Annotated in this window: 13 protein-coding genes, 3 tRNA genes and 1 pseudogene; 5 read left to right on the top strand and 12 right to left on the bottom strand. The window is 43.4% G+C overall.

The genetic code is table 11. The features are described 5' to 3' along the window. Nucleotides 1-830: 830 nt before the first annotated feature. From JCM19039_RS05455 to JCM19039_RS05420, 8 genes are all read right to left on the bottom strand, one after another. Nucleotides 831-1,442 carry a superoxide dismutase gene (locus tag JCM19039_RS05455; protein ID WP_042401152.1) on the bottom strand — a complete coding sequence of 204 codons (612 nt, stop codon included), beginning with the start codon at nucleotides 1,440-1,442 and terminating at the stop codon, nucleotides 831-833. A 210-nt stretch (nucleotides 1,443-1,652) separates the two neighbouring features. Continuing rightward, nucleotides 1,653-1,727: transfer RNA gene (locus JCM19039_RS05450), tRNA-Ile, on the bottom strand. 8 nt (nucleotides 1,728-1,735) lie between these two features. Then, nucleotides 1,736-1,811 (bottom strand) — tRNA-His (locus JCM19039_RS05445). Between the two features lie 20 nt (nucleotides 1,812-1,831). Beyond that, nucleotides 1,832-1,908, bottom strand: a tRNA-Met gene (locus JCM19039_RS05440). 65 nt (nucleotides 1,909-1,973) lie between these two features. Continuing rightward, nucleotides 1,974-2,465, bottom strand: a complete 492-nt coding sequence (locus JCM19039_RS05435; RefSeq protein ID WP_042424678.1) for a DUF456 domain-containing protein — start codon at nucleotides 2,463-2,465, stop codon at nucleotides 1,974-1,976. Between the two features lie 19 nt (nucleotides 2,466-2,484). After that, nucleotides 2,485-4,143, bottom strand: a complete 1,659-nt coding sequence (locus JCM19039_RS05430) for a Na/Pi cotransporter family protein (protein ID WP_238544931.1) — start codon at nucleotides 4,141-4,143, stop codon at nucleotides 2,485-2,487. 151 nt (nucleotides 4,144-4,294) lie between these two features. Continuing rightward, nucleotides 4,295-4,948: an NfeD family protein gene (locus JCM19039_RS05425; protein WP_042424675.1), complete on the bottom strand. Its 654-nt coding sequence runs from the start codon at nucleotides 4,946-4,948 to the stop codon at nucleotides 4,295-4,297. 211 nt (nucleotides 4,949-5,159) lie between these two features. Further along, entirely contained in the window at nucleotides 5,160-6,023 is an 864-nt protein-coding gene (locus JCM19039_RS05420; protein WP_042424672.1) for a DUF1002 domain-containing protein, read from the bottom strand. A gap of 204 nt (nucleotides 6,024-6,227) precedes the next feature. Here JCM19039_RS05420 and JCM19039_RS05415 point away from each other — a divergent pair, with 204 nt between their 5' ends. Together JCM19039_RS05415 and ispG are read left to right on the top strand one after the other, a co-directional pair. Next, on the top strand, nucleotides 6,228-6,578 hold the full coding sequence (locus JCM19039_RS05415; RefSeq protein WP_042424669.1) for a hypothetical protein: 351 nt from the start codon (nucleotides 6,228-6,230) through the stop codon (nucleotides 6,576-6,578). 175 nt (nucleotides 6,579-6,753) lie between these two features. Next, nucleotides 6,754-7,863, top strand: coding sequence for a flavodoxin-dependent (E)-4-hydroxy-3-methylbut-2-enyl-diphosphate synthase (gene ispG, locus JCM19039_RS05410; RefSeq protein WP_042424667.1), 1,110 nt, complete (start codon nucleotides 6,754-6,756; stop codon nucleotides 7,861-7,863). Nucleotides 7,864-7,905: 42 nt separating this feature from the next. On the opposite strand, the gene JCM19039_RS05405 is transcribed toward ispG, so the two are convergent. Then, the gene (locus JCM19039_RS05405) at nucleotides 7,906-8,310 is read right to left on the bottom strand and encodes a hypothetical protein (protein ID WP_052398534.1); all 405 of its coding nucleotides are present in this window, start codon (nucleotides 8,308-8,310) and stop codon (nucleotides 7,906-7,908) included. Nucleotides 8,311-8,569: 259 nt separating this feature from the next. Between JCM19039_RS05405 and JCM19039_RS05400 the strand changes: the two genes are divergently transcribed. The 3 genes from JCM19039_RS05400 to JCM19039_RS05390 all read left to right on the top strand — a co-directional run bounded on the left by JCM19039_RS05400 (nucleotide 8,570) and on the right by JCM19039_RS05390 (nucleotide 11,476). Then, nucleotides 8,570-8,794, top strand: coding sequence for a hypothetical protein (locus JCM19039_RS05400; RefSeq protein WP_042424665.1), 225 nt, complete (start codon nucleotides 8,570-8,572; stop codon nucleotides 8,792-8,794). Nucleotides 8,795-8,936: 142 nt separating this feature from the next. Beyond that, nucleotides 8,937-10,316: a sodium:solute symporter family protein gene (locus tag JCM19039_RS05395; protein WP_238544930.1), complete on the top strand. Its 1,380-nt coding sequence runs from the start codon at nucleotides 8,937-8,939 to the stop codon at nucleotides 10,314-10,316. A gap of 20 nt (nucleotides 10,317-10,336) precedes the next feature. Then, nucleotides 10,337-11,476 (top strand): M20 family metallopeptidase, encoded by a 1,140-nt coding sequence (locus JCM19039_RS05390; RefSeq protein WP_042424662.1) that lies wholly within the window; start codon nucleotides 10,337-10,339, stop codon nucleotides 11,474-11,476. Nucleotides 11,477-11,568: 92 nt separating this feature from the next. On the opposite strand, the gene JCM19039_RS05385 is transcribed toward JCM19039_RS05390, so the two are convergent. From JCM19039_RS05385 to JCM19039_RS05375, 3 genes and pseudogenes are all read right to left on the bottom strand, one after another. Then, the gene (locus tag JCM19039_RS05385; protein ID WP_042401136.1) at nucleotides 11,569-11,976 is read right to left on the bottom strand and encodes a Fur family transcriptional regulator; all 408 of its coding nucleotides are present in this window, start codon (nucleotides 11,974-11,976) and stop codon (nucleotides 11,569-11,571) included. 42 nt (nucleotides 11,977-12,018) lie between these two features. Continuing rightward, nucleotides 12,019-12,851: pseudogene (locus tag JCM19039_RS05380) on the bottom strand (metal ABC transporter permease). Then, nucleotides 12,848-13,609 (bottom strand): metal ABC transporter ATP-binding protein, encoded by a 762-nt coding sequence (locus JCM19039_RS05375; protein WP_042401130.1) that lies wholly within the window; start codon nucleotides 13,607-13,609, stop codon nucleotides 12,848-12,850. The pseudogene JCM19039_RS05380 and the gene JCM19039_RS05375 overlap by 4 nt, the downstream one beginning before the upstream one ends. Between the last annotated feature and the right edge of the window lie 111 nt (nucleotides 13,610-13,720).

Here is a 13,720-nt window from a genome sequence, read left to right as displayed (position 1 = left end):
GTTCATTTTCTTTAAAGTGCTGATTCTGATTCCATTAGTGGAAGTTTGGAAGTAAATGCCTATCTATTGGAATCAGAAAGAGGCAAAACGATCATGTATGAGTGAATCTGATTCCAATCGGCGAACTTTGGAACCAGTCGTTCCGTTTTCTACCCTCAAAACCGTGCAACTCAGAATAGGTTTTACCATAGAAGCTCCTAAGGTAAGGTTTCTCTTCTTTTCTGCACCCGGTTGTTTCAAATCCTACCATTGAAACTAAAAATCTCACCATAGAACAAACAATTGTAAGATTTAAGCTAAACCGGCTTCCTAAATGGGGGAAACCCTACCATAGCCAGAAGCCACTCCCGGGCTTCCAACATAAAAGTGCCAAAGCACTAAAAGAGCGTAGCACTTTTTACACCAGCCAGCCGGCCCGACCTCTCTCAGTTATTCAAATTCCAAATTCTCATCGCCCTCGTCGTTAGACCGAGGAGACTCAACCAGCTCTCCGCGGTCAAGAAAACACGGTGGGCGATTTTTGACCACCGATGTTGCACTTATAGTCTGGACTGTCAAGAAAACACGGTGGGCGTACTTTGACCACCGATGTTGCACTTATAGTCTGGATTGTCAAGAAAACACGGTGGCAGATGTTTCGCCACCGCTGTCGCCTTATCATCTGGAGTACTAGCATCCTCCTGCAGCGAATCGAAAAACACAGTGGTTTTCGATTTTCGCAAAGCTGTAACTGATCTAAGTTATGAACGTTGTTCATAGAAAAAGGGGCTGTGCCCAAGGTCTATTCTAAGACCTTTTGGGACAGCCCCTTTTTAGTATAAGTCACTTGCTTATAATGCTTCTTTATAACGACGCGCAACTTCTGGCCAATTAACGACGTTCCAGAATGCCGCAACATAATCTGGGCGGCGGTTTTGGTATTTCAAGTAATACGCATGCTCCCAAACGTCAATACCAAGAACAGGAATCTTTCCTTCTGTAAGTGGAGAGTCTTGGTTAAGCGTGTTTTGGATCTCTAGGTTTCCGTTATTTACAACGAGCCAAGCCCAGCCTGCACCGAAGCGACCTAGCGCAGTATTCGTAAATTCTTCTTGGAATGCATCAAACGTTCCCCATTTGTTTTCAATAGCAGATAGAAGTTCACCCGCTGGCTTTCCGCCACCTTCTGGGCTTAAAATTGTCCAGAAAAGCGTGTGGTTCGCATGACCGCCACCGTTATTACGGACAGCTGTACGAATATCTTCTGGAACTTTTTCTAAGTTCGTTACAAGATCTTCAACCGTTTGGCTCGCAAGTTGCTCGTGGCCTTTAAGAGCATCGTTAAGCTTCGTCACATACGTATTGTGATGCTTCCCGTGGTGAATGTTCATCGTCGTCTCATCGATGTGTGGCTCCAATGCATTCGCCGCATACGGAAGATCAGGAAGTTGATAGTTTGTCATAATAAAACGCCTCCTAGGTTGATTTCTCGTTTTGTTAAAAGCCGCTGACATCCATGCTGCCAACTTGCTTCATTTTTACAGTAGCAAAGCAGACTTTATTTAGCAAGGGAATAGGCTTTGCCTATACTAATCCGTACCCTGCTTTTCACAACAGTAAACATTTGAAATGAAAAAAACCTCGCATTTTAGCGAGGTGATTCATTGAATGAATGGTGGACCCTGTAGGACTCGAACCTACGACCGGACGGTTATGAGCCGTCTGCTCTAACCAACTGAGCTAAGTCCTCAGTCAATGGGGCGGCTGATGAGAATCGAACTCACGAGTGCCGGAACCACAATCCGGTGCGTTAACCACTTCGCCACAGCCGCCATAAGAACTATTATGTAATTGGTAGCGGCGGAGGGGATCGAACCCCCGACCTCACGGGTATGAACCGTACGCTCTAGCCAGCTGAGCTACACCGCCATTGTTAAGGACATTTGATAATATATCATAGAAACTAAATGTCTGCAATAGTTTTCATAGGAAAACTACCAAATCCAGCCAACGGCGACGAGTGCAACACCGATAAAAATAAGGACAAACTTCCCGAGCACACCCGCGATGAATCCGAGAAGAGAGCCGAGGCCGACTTTTGAAAGTTTCTTTAAACTAGAGCCTCCAGCAATAAGTTCACCGAGTACCGCTCCAACAAAAGCGCCAATCAATAAGTTAAAAAGAGGGAGAGGAATAATGAACGGACCAACGATTAACCCGATCATGCTCCCCCAAACCGCTGCTTTTGACCCACCAATCTTTGTCACCCCGAAATAACTCGTCAAAAAATCAATAACGAACATGAACACGATGAGAATGCCTTGGGCAACCCAATAAAAGGTGTTAAACGTGTCAAATCCTGTGTAAAGAGCAAGAAAAATGAGCGACAAGATATACGCTGGGGCGCTTGGGATAATTGGGTAGACGACTCCTATTATCGCCAATGCAAACATAATGACCGCAAGCGCAATCCATAAAATATCCATGCCACTCACTCCTCTAAGATTATTTTTCGTTTAAAACGGCTTCTGCGATATTCACGGAATGGTCGCCGATTCGTTCTAAGTTACTCACAATATCGACAAACACAATTCCTGCTGATCCTGAACAACGGCCTTCGTTCATACGTAAAATGTGTTTCTTTCTCATCTTACGCTCCATCTTATCAATTTCGTCTTCTTGCTTTTCGGTCGCTTTCGCAGCATCAATATCATGATGTTCCATAGCATAAATCGCATCTTGCAACGTTCGTCTCGTTAAATCAAACATTTCATCAAGGTCGTGTTTCGCTTCGTCAGATAATGATACTTTATTTTTAATCTGATAATCAACCAATTCCATAATGTTTTCCATATGGTCACCGATACGCTCAATATCTCGAACCGTATCCAGAAGCATTGTATGCGTAAAGGAGTCTTCCGTAGATAATGAACGATTGGAAATCTGCATGAGGTACTCTGTGATCGTCTTGTCTAGATTGTTAATCGCTTCTTCGTAACGTATCGTTCGTTCCGCGTTTTTGCGATTGTTCGTATGCAAATACTCGAACACTTCATCCAAGCCTGATTCAGCAAAGTTCGCCATTCTCAACGTCTCTTCCCTTGCTTGACCAAGCGCAATCGATGGCGCTCGTTGGATAAAGGTCGGGTCAAGATGCTTTGCTTTGTACTCAATCTCTTCACTCTTGCCTGGAATGAGCTTGGTCACAACGGTGGCTAGTAACCCAATAAAAGCGACTTGCATAAGCAAGTTTGCCACGTTATACGTTCCGTGGGCAAAGGCAATCGTCATAGGCGCAGATAAATCCAACGTCGCTTCAAACCATACAATCAATGCCGTAAATGGTTGTAGCAATATGAGTACAACGGTCGCACCAATTAAGTTAAAGATCACATGGCTGAGTGCTGTTCGCTTCGCTGCCACACTAGCTCCAATCGATGCAATAACTGCTGTAATCGTCGTTCCAATGTTATCACCGAATAATACTGGCAATGCTGCATCTAAACTCATTGCCCCTGAATCATAAAAGCTTTGCAACAAACCGATCGCTGCTGTTGAACTTTGAATAATGGCTGTAAACACCGTTCCGACAATAACCCCTAGAATTGGGTTATCACTCATGCTTAGCGTAAGTTCAGCAAAAAACGCATTATCTTTCAACGGCTCAACGCCATCCCCCATTAACTCCAAACCGAGGAAAAGAGCACCAAAACCAAAAACAACTTGTCCGATGTTATTGAGTTTTTTGCTCTTAAAGAAGAAGATAAAAAATGTTCCTAAGAACATAATAGGCAATGCGTAATCTGTAATATTAATACCGATAATAAAAGCGGTTGTCGTCGTTCCTACATTCGCTCCCATAATTACACCGATCGCTTGTGTTAACGTCATAAAACCTGCATTAACAAGTCCGACGGTCAGGACGATGGTTGCTGTACTTGATTGAAGCAACACAGTTACGACAATACCGACAAGTACTCCTTTAAATGGATTTGAAGTAAAGCGATCAAGCAAGTCTCGCAACCGATCCCCTGCGATCTTTGTAAGACCATCGCTCATAAACTTCATACCAAACAAGAAAATTCCTATACCTCCGAGAAATAGAAACAGGAGATCTCTGACTTCCAAACCCCTCATCCCTTCAATTGCTGTTTTCGTTCCCATACAAGATCATACTTGTTAATTATTAAAGGAACATCAAATGTTTGTAAAGATTATGTAAAGATTTTTTGAGATAATTTTTTCATTGCAAACGTTAGGTTCTCCAGTCACTCGGTTCCTATCCAGTTGTACGCAAACGAAAAAGGCGAATGGATTATTCATCATTCGCCTTTTTCGTTTCTTTTACTTCTTCAACAAGAATTCGTGTGCCGTCGACCGACTTCACACGCACATGTGTACCAGCCTTAATCCAGCCTGCACCTGTTGTTGCAGAGTATGGTTTCCCGTCAATTTCAATTGTTCCAGTTGGTCTAAAATCAGTGAGTGCATCGCCATGTTCACCAACCAAGTCACGATAGCTATCGTTCATCGAGTTGTATCCTTCTTCACTGGAAAGCGTATCTTTAAGCGTCATTTTTGTCCATAGATCTCTTCTAGGAAATACTTTCATAAACAAAAATGAAGCGGCTCCACCAGCGAGTACAGCAATTCCGACAAGAATGGCGTACACGAGGTCAGGTGCTGGAATGGCAAGACCAACAATCATGAGAATGACACCGAGTGCAGATACAAGGCCATCACCAAATACTTTTCCATCAATTAGAATTAGTGTTAAACCTAAGGCATACGTTACAACGACCCAAATGTTCGTAACACTATCTAAGTGGTGGGTAAAGTACAACGTAATAAGCACAACCCCGACAATTCCAAAGATTCCTCGTGATTTGACCAACAACTCGCCGATTAACAACATGGTTGCAAGAAGCACCACAATGAAGCCAATCATACTAATATCTAACCAGGCCATAGCTGTACATCCCTCCTGTTCGTAAAGCGTCTACTTCTACTACGTACAGATGGCTTGAGCGGTTTCACATCTGCCCCTAGTATAACAGATTTCCATAAAGAATGAACGTTTAAACGAAGATGAGGTATCTTGAACATTCATTAGACATAAATAGCGAAGCCCACCGTTTAAAAGCTACGGCACGCCCCGCCTATTCGTGTTGCACGAACCATTATGATCCCGACTCTGATTCTCCTCCACCGAACCATCCAGCAACGGTATCGATAAGTTCACTAAAGAAATCCATAACCGATTGTAAAAAGTTCTGTGTTTCTTCTTGTTCTAGCCAATCGCCAATATTGTCACGAATTTGGTTGACTTGATCCCCAAGTTGATTCCAATCAATATCTAAGTCTTGCATTCTTAAAAATAAAGACACGAGACCGTCAAGCTCTTCCTCCGTTAGCTCAATCCCTAAATCTGATGCGATTCTCTGAATGAGTGCACGTAAATCGTCTTCATTCTCAACATTCTCTTCCGCAATCGTTTCTTTTATTTGTGTTACAAGCTCGGTTGCTTCCTCAATGCCAATTCGGTCCCCGAGATTGCCGGTTTCGACCATTTCTTGATTCGCTACTTGCATTCTTTCTTCGGATAGACCTTCTGCTTCTGCATCATACGCTTTTAGTATACCCGTCAACGCACCCGTTCCTGAAATAGGTGAAGGCGCAGTCACATAAATATCAGCGTCTTCCACACCTGCAGTGACGAGGGCATTCGCATACATCCCTTCAGCCACCCAATTAATATTATTTGTTTCAACATCAACACCAGAGCCCGGTTCACCAATCGTAATCTTTGCTGATGACAAGGCGTTGCTTCCAATTTGTCCCGCTGGAATATAGTCGCCTAGATATTCATGCTCTTCGGCGTTAGACACTTCTATAATATTCGCACTTTCATCGGTGCCCATCTCTGAAAGAAGACTCTCTCTCTGTGCGGGACTCAAATCTTCCCCTAGCGTGACGATGACGTCTCCGGGACCTGCATCTGCATTCGCTGTTAGCGGTGCAAATAGACCCGCACCAACGAGCATCACCGCTAATCCAAATCGATTGTTTTTCTCATGAAGAAAACTCCCCCTTCTCTCTCCTGAAAAACTTTATCTTGATTGTTACCACAAACGTTGTGAAAATTAAAGAAAATCTACGCTTTTTGTTAATTTCCCAGCATTTTTTCACAGGACATGCATAAACTTATGTAATAACAGTCGTTTTTAGAATTGGGAGGTTACAATGGAATGAAAAAGTGGGCGTGGATCCTTGCGATCTTAGCGATTATTGTTGCTGTGTACTATGATCTCTCAAGGGGAAGTTTACCGGTCATCGGTTCTGAAGAAACAACCGTTGAAGAGGAAGTCGATGACGAGGAAGACGAAGACCTTGATGAAAATGTCTTTTACGATGATACCGTCGCTATAGAAGTAGAACCTGGTCAATCGTTACTTACTATCATTGAACAGTTACACGAAGATGGCTACGATGCACCCGTTGACCATGTGAAATCTGATTTTGAGCACTTAAACGACGGCATCCTCTCTGATGAAATTCGGGCTGGGGATGTGTACACATTTCCAATCTATGAAAACTAATATGTACGTATTGTTAAGACTGGTCGACTTTCCTTGCCAATGTGAACTCCCCATTGCTACAATGGAATAAGTGAGAAGTTCATTTGCTTCTAGCGTATGAGCTTCCTTTTTGTGAGTATGATGATGGATGCACTCTGCACCCGTCAAGAAATGCGTCTAAAGGGGCGAATAGATTATGAGTAAACTAACCCATCGAACGAACACAAGAAAAGTTAAAGTAGGCAACCTTGTGATCGGTGGTAATGATGAAGTCGTTATTCAAAGCATGACCACAACGAAAACGCACGATGTGGAGGCAACGGTTGCAGAAATTCACCGTCTAGAAGAAGCGGGCTGCCAAGTCGTTCGCGTCGCTTGTCCGGACCAAAGAGCTGCCGATGCATTAGCAGAAATTAAATCCAGAATAAACATTCCACTCGTTGTTGATATTCACTTTGATTATCGTCTTGCACTAAAAGCCATTGAAGCCGGTGCAGATAAGATTCGGATTAACCCAGGGAACATCGGGAAACGGGATAAAGTTGAACTTGTTGTCAAAGCAGCTAAAGAAAAGAACATTCCTATTCGTATCGGTGTAAATGCAGGATCATTGGAACGTCATCTATTAGAAAAGTACGGATACCCAACAGCAGATGCGATGGTCGAAAGTGCCCTTCACCACATTTCAATTCTCGAAGAGCTCGATTTTCATGACATCATCGTGTCAATGAAAGCATCCAATGTTGACCTAGCGATCGAAGCATACGAGAAAGCAGCGCAAGCATTTGACTATCCGTTGCACCTCGGCATTACTGAATCAGGCACACTTTTTGCCGGCACAATTAAAAGTGCAGCAGGCCTTGGAACCATCTTAAACATGGGCATCGGCAATACCGTCCGCATTTCATTAAGTGCAGACCCAGTTGAAGAAGTGAAAGTCGCTCGAGAGCTCCTCAAATCATTTGGTTTAGCATCAAACGCGGCGACACTCATTTCTTGCCCGACTTGTGGAAGAATTGAGATTGACCTTATTAGTATCGCCAATGAAGTTGAAGATTATATCTCCACCATTAAAGCGCCGATTAAAGTTGCCGTCCTCGGTTGTGCCGTTAATGGCCCAGGAGAAGCACGTGAAGCAGATATCGGCATTGCGGGTGCGAAAGGCGAAGGATTACTCTTTAGACACGGAGAAATCATCCGCAAAGTTCCTGAAGAGATTATGGTTGATGAACTGAAAAAGGAAGTCGACAAACTCGCCGAAGAGCATTACGAAAAACAAAAACTAGAAGCGGCATCCACAACGTAATAATCGTAAAAACAAAACCCTCCCATTTCGGAGGGTTTTGTTTTACATCATCGGTGCGAATAAGAAAGTCATTAGAATTGAGAGTGCACCAATCCCAATTGCCGACCAGCCGAGTCCGACAGCGCCTTTTTGGCGTGCAAAGAAGCCTGTTACAACCCCAGCTGCACCCAGAATGACAGGAAGAAAAAAGAGCGATACAATCGACATAATAATCGCTGCTGTACCAAGACCTGCTCCTAAAGAGCTATCACTCTTTTCCTCATCCACTGTGTCGTAATCAGCTTCATAATCACCTGGACCGCTCTGGTCCATACGGTAATCGAGATTAGGCGAGCTGACTTCCGCGGAGGTTTCTTCCATATATCCTTGGTTGTAGTTATCGATGAGTGGATCAGTCATTTCACGTCTTTCTTCAAGACGTCGACTGTGTTTTTCATCATCTGCCACCTACATTCCCTCCTTACCCGGCGTGAGCGGGCATTTCTATTATGTGCACTCACACTAAAGCTATCCCGTTAAATGATGGAAAAATTGCTCCTAACCACCCTCCTTTTCATGTGAATTTTCCTTACATGATTCACGTACCGATGTACACTTTGTATGTGCTTCAAATAAAAGATGCAACATGTTGTCCAAATAATAATTACTGAATATTTGCTACAGTTATAGTCAATCATCCATTTTGAAAGGAAAGGACGGCGCTTTTATGAAAATGCCTCGGCAACGGTTTTGGTTATTTTTTGTTGTAATTATTGGACTTGCCATGCTACAAAGTCCGCTACTTCTGTTAGCAAATCGAGTAGAACCGATGATTTTTGGAATCCCGTTTCTCGTCTTTTGGGTATTTGCTTGGTGGGCATTTTTAACACTCTTTTTATTTATTGCTTATAAATTAAATTGGGGATACAAACGAACGGCATCTAACGAATAATAATGAGGTGAACGTATGATTGCTGGTGTTGTTATTATTGTTCTATTCATGGTCATTCCTTTAATTGTTGGTGTGCTTGCCGCAACACGAGCACAATCATCTAGCAACGATTATTTTATTCAAGGTAGAGGGATGGGGTCAGTTGCGACATTCTTCACCGTGTCTGCGACTTTGGTGGAGTGCTTTCGCATTTCTTGGTTCGAACGCTTCTTTTTATACCGAAGGACCTGTATATTTAACAGCTGTTGCTTGGAACATCTTGTTTGGCGTTCTTTATTTTGTCGTCGGTAAACGAATCTGGTACTTAGGAAAACGGTTTGACTATGTGACTCCTTCAGATTTGCTTGGCGATTTCTTTCAGAGTGAAAAGGTTCGTTTAATCGTCGGCGCGATCGTCGTCATATTTACGATTCCTTACTTACAAATTCAATTAACAGGTGGCGCCTACTTGATAGAAGTTGCTTCAGGTGGACTCATCCCCTTCTGGATGGCTGCTTTAATGTTTTATGTTGTTATTCTTATCTACGTATGGGTGGGCGGCATTCGAGCCATCGCTTGGACCGATATTATTTACGGCGGGATTTTGTTATTTGGTTTGTTGTATGCTGGCGTTTATCTGTCCCAAATTGTCGGTGGACCGATCGCCATGTTTGAACAAATGCAACAGTTTCATCCTGATCATATGGTTCTTCCTGGACCAGACGGCGATGCTGGGTATGGAATGTGGGTAAGCTTGTGCTTTATTACAGCAATCGGTGCGCTTATGGGCCCGCAACTTTGGTTGCGAATGTATTCGGTGAAAGATGGAAGAATATTCAATCTCATGCCATTCCTTTTATCAATCATTGCATTTTGTTACGTAGGTTCCCTTCTCGTCAGCTGGACGGCTGTACTTGAAATGCCTGGAGTAGAAAATGCTGATCAAATCTTACCTCTTATGCTGATGGAGTATGCACCCTTTATTATTGCAGCCCTTGTTTTAGCTGCCGGGGCTTCAGCTGCGATGAGTACAGCGAACAGTCAAATTCACGCAGTATCTACAGTTATGACGAAGGATTTTTATCAGCGTTACAAAAATCCGAACGCATCTCAGAAGCAGTTAATCCAAGTCGGTCGTTACTTTTTAGTTCTATTCTCAGCCGTCGCTTACGCCCTTGCTTTAACCGCACCTGGCTTGCTTGTAACTGTTGGACTCGTTGCTTTTGGAGGTACGGCGCAATTAATCGTCCCAACAATCGGTGCCCTATTCTGGCAACGTTCCAATGCGAAAGGCGCAATCGCTGGTTTAGTTGGCGGTATCTTTATTACTGTGCTACTTCAATTCACGCCTATGCTGTTACCTTTTGGGTTTAGCGCCGCAATGTATGGTCTTTTGGCAAATACGGTGTTATTCATTGGTGTGAGTCTTCTAACCGAACCTCGTCCAATCGAAGCGGTGGAACGCTTTAAAAACGCATTGTCTGACTTTAAAGACGAAGAACAAAGCAACACTCCGTCATCATCTCATTCAAAAAGCACATAATGCTTAAGGAGGCACGAACAATGACCCATGAAGCAATTTTGTTAACACAAAAACTCGTACAAATTCCGTCTGAAAACCCTGCCGGCTCTGAAAAAGACTGTGCAACGTACGTCGAACGTTGGCTACGTGAAATCGAAGATGTTGACGTTTCTGTCCAACACGTCGAGGAAGGACGAACAAATGTCATTGCAAAGCGTACCGGATCGGACCCATCGTTACGGCCTCTCGTGATCTTAGCTCATATGGATACCGTACCGGTTGAAGGAAAATGGACGTTTGATCCTTTCGCTGGTGAGATTGCTAACGGGAAGTTGTACGGGCGCGGAGCATGTGACATGAAGAGTGGACTCGCCGCTGCAATGACCGCTTTGAAACAGTGCACCACTCAAACGAACAGACGAGATCTATACGTGATTGCGACCGTCGATGAAGAAGGGCCGTTTATGAAGGGAGCTTGTGCACTCATTGATGAAGGGCTTATTCCAAAAGATGTCGAGCTCATTGCTACAGAACCAACGAGCTTGAACTTATCTACCGTTCATAAAGGCACGATATGGTACGAAATAAATATCCTCGGAAAAAGCTCTCATTGCGGAAATGCTCAGTTAGGTATTGATGCCGCCCACGCCGCTGCAGAAAGCATTGTACGCCTAAAGAAGAATGTCGGGGCCCTTTCTTATCATCATGATATTTTTGGTAAACCTTCATTGTCGGTTGGCACAATTCACGGGGGTGATAAAACGAATATGGTTGCTGGCTCTGTTCGTCTTGAGCTTGATTTTCGCCTCGTGCCCCCTATGAGCGCAGAAGAAGCCGACAAACTCGTCCATCAATCTGTATCTGAGGGGTGCAAAGTTGTAGGTGCAGGCTATTCAGCTGAGCATTACGGGTATGCGCGCCCTCCGATCGAATCAAACAAAGAGGCTGATGTTATTGGACGATTACAAACGGCTTACAAACGGACGCTCGGCTCACAAATGAAAGAAGCCGGCTTCCCAGCGTATACAGATGTTTCAATGATTGGTCTGAAAACGGGTATGCGCGACTTAATTGTTTTTGGACCTGGTAATTTGGAACAAGCACACGCCATCGATGAATATGTTGAAGTGGACCAGATTGAGTCGTGCACCGAAGTGTTATCATCGTTAATGCAAGTTTAGTAATTTTGTCGAACCGCGTATGATTTAAATAATAAAACCGACCAGCAATTCCCGCTAGGTCGGTTTTATTATAGCTTGTCCACGTAAATCCGTTACCCACATGCCCCGCAATATCCAAAAATCTCAAACTTGTGACTCGTTACATTGAAGTCATCAGTCGAGAGTTTCATTTGCTCCAATGGACACGCTTCAATATGCTTTGTCTTTCCACACGCTAAGCAGATCATATGGTGATGGTGTTCGCCCTCACAGCTAAGACGAAAGCGCTTCTCCCCTTCCCACTCACTCGCTTCTAGTATGCCTAGTTGAGCAAACAAGGACAGGTTTCGATAAACAGTGTCAAAGCTAAGTCCAGGATAACGTTCTTGCATATACCCAAGTACTCGTTTTGCTGGAATATAGCCATCTTTAGCATCAAAGAACTCCAAAATGTCTTTACGCTTGTCGGTATACTTGTACCCTGAAGATTTCAATGAGGAAATTGCAGTTGAGACGTTCATCATTTACCTCCATCGTTTAGCATCTTCGTTACGACTATTATATCAAAAACGCCGGATTTTGTTTTTTAGAAAGCTTATCACTAACAAAAGAATTGCTGCAACGACAATCACACCACCAGGTGCTAGATCAAGGTGAAAGCCGAGAAAGATACCCGTAAGAACAGCAATTTGACCAAAGACGATACTGTAGAAAAACATTTGTTTGAAGCTTCTCGCCCACTGCATCGCAGCAGCAACAGGCAACGTCATTAATGCAGATACGAGTAAAATGCCGACTATGCGCATCGCTGCCGCAATGACGAGCGCCACAAGAACAGCGAACAAAAGCTCCAACCATCGACCCGAATACCTGAAATGGACGCCTGCTCTTCGTCAAAAGAGATAAAGAACCACTCTTTATAAAAGAGAATGAGCAACGTCACAACGATAATCGTAATAATGATGATCGTGTTCAAATCTGCCTGACCAACAGCGGCTACGCTTCCAAACAGATAAGCGTATAAATCAGTGTTAAACCCATCTGCAAGTGAAATAAAAATCACCGCGAGGCCAACACCGCCTGAAAGAATAATTGGAATCGCCATCTCTTTAAAATGGGTGTATACCTTTCGCAACTGTTCAATAATTAAAGCACCAATAACAGCGAAAACCATCCCCATAAAAATCGGATCATACGCGCTTAATACCGCAAACACATTGGCAAGCATCAAATGAAAGGCAATGCCCGTAAGGGTGATGTGTGAAAGTGCATCGGCAACAAGTGACATACGCTTAACGACGAGAAAAACACCGAGCATTGGCGCAATAAACCCAATTAGTATCCCTGCAATTAATGCATTTTGTAAAAAATCATATTGAAAAAAAACTTCGATCATTTGGCGATTTCCTCGTGTTCATGAATAATTTGTTGGACATCATAACCATATAAAGTAGATAAGTTTTTGTCTGCCTCAAAGTCATGGGCTGTTCCGTGAAAATGTATGGTTTTGTTCAAACAAGCCACATCGGTCACATATTTTGTCATCGTCCCGACATCATGACTTACTAATAAGAGCGTTAATCCTTTTTCTCGATTTAACTGACCGAGTAGATCATAAAATTTCCGTGCGGATACAGCATCAATGCCTACAGTCGGTTCATCGAGAATAAGCAACTCCGGTTCACTCACAAGCGCCCTGGCAATGAGTACTCTTTGCTGCTGCCCACCAGAAAGTTTACCGATTGGTTGTTTAGCGAAATTCTCCATCCCTACAGTTTGCAAGGCGTCGTACACTTTGTTTCGGTCTTTCTTTTTAATAAAACGAAACAAGCCAACTTGCCCGAACAAACCCATGGAGACGACTTCAAAAACAGTTGCTGGAAATCCTGCATTAAAGCGATTCGCCCGTTGCGAGACATATCCAATTCTCCCCCATTCGGAAAATCTGTTAATTTCACTTCCGAACATAGAGAGCGTTCCAGCTTGCGGTTTTGCGAGCCCCAGTATACACTTGATTAATGTAGATTTTCCGGAACCGTTCGGTCCAACTAGCCCAAGGAACGAGCCACGTTCAATCGAAAGGTTTAGATTTTCTAACACTGGGATGTCAGTATATTGATAAGTTAAGTTATTGACTTCAATAATGCTCGACATGAGCTTTTCCCCCAAACAATACGTTTCAAAACAGAATGATTACGATTTACATGAAACAGTATAGCGTAATTTTCGTTTCTTGTAAATGCAGGTTATGAACGGAGGGTAATT

The sequence above is a fragment of the Geomicrobium sp. JCM 19039 genome (assembly GCF_000698145.1).
GTDB lineage: Bacteria > Bacillota > Bacilli > Bacillales > Marinococcaceae > Geomicrobium_A.
This window is presented reverse-complemented; position numbering and strand designations above follow the sequence as displayed.

Bases quoted from the DNA above. Each gene is read 5' to 3' on its own strand.
- JCM19039_RS05455 (WP_042401152.1), bottom strand. From the start codon at position 1,442: ATGACAAACTATCAACTTCCTGATCTTCCGTATGCGGCGAATGCATTG.
- JCM19039_RS05435 (WP_042424678.1), bottom strand. From the start codon at position 2,465: ATGGATATTTTATGGATTGCGCTTGCGGTCATTATGTTTGCATTGGCG.
- JCM19039_RS05430 (WP_238544931.1), bottom strand. From the start codon at position 4,143: ATGGGAACGAAAACAGCAATTGAAGGGATGAGGGGTTTGGAAGTCAGA.
- JCM19039_RS05425 (WP_042424675.1), bottom strand. From the start codon at position 4,948: ATGGCCTGGTTAGATATTAGTATGATTGGCTTCATTGTGGTGCTTCTT.
- JCM19039_RS05420 (WP_042424672.1), bottom strand. From the start codon at position 6,023: ATGCTCGTTGGTGCGGGTCTATTTGCACCGCTAACAGCGAATGCAGAT.
- JCM19039_RS05415 (WP_042424669.1), top strand. From the start codon at position 6,228: ATGAAAAAGTGGGCGTGGATCCTTGCGATCTTAGCGATTATTGTTGCT.
- ispG (WP_042424667.1), top strand. From the start codon at position 6,754: ATGAGTAAACTAACCCATCGAACGAACACAAGAAAAGTTAAAGTAGGC.
- JCM19039_RS05400 (WP_042424665.1), top strand. From the start codon at position 8,570: ATGAAAATGCCTCGGCAACGGTTTTGGTTATTTTTTGTTGTAATTATT.
- JCM19039_RS05390 (WP_042424662.1), top strand. From the start codon at position 10,337: ATGACCCATGAAGCAATTTTGTTAACACAAAAACTCGTACAAATTCCG.
- JCM19039_RS05385 (WP_042401136.1), bottom strand. From the start codon at position 11,976: ATGAACGTCTCAACTGCAATTTCCTCATTGAAATCTTCAGGGTACAAG.
- JCM19039_RS05375 (WP_042401130.1), bottom strand. From the start codon at position 13,609: ATGTCGAGCATTATTGAAGTCAATAACTTAACTTATCAATATACTGAC.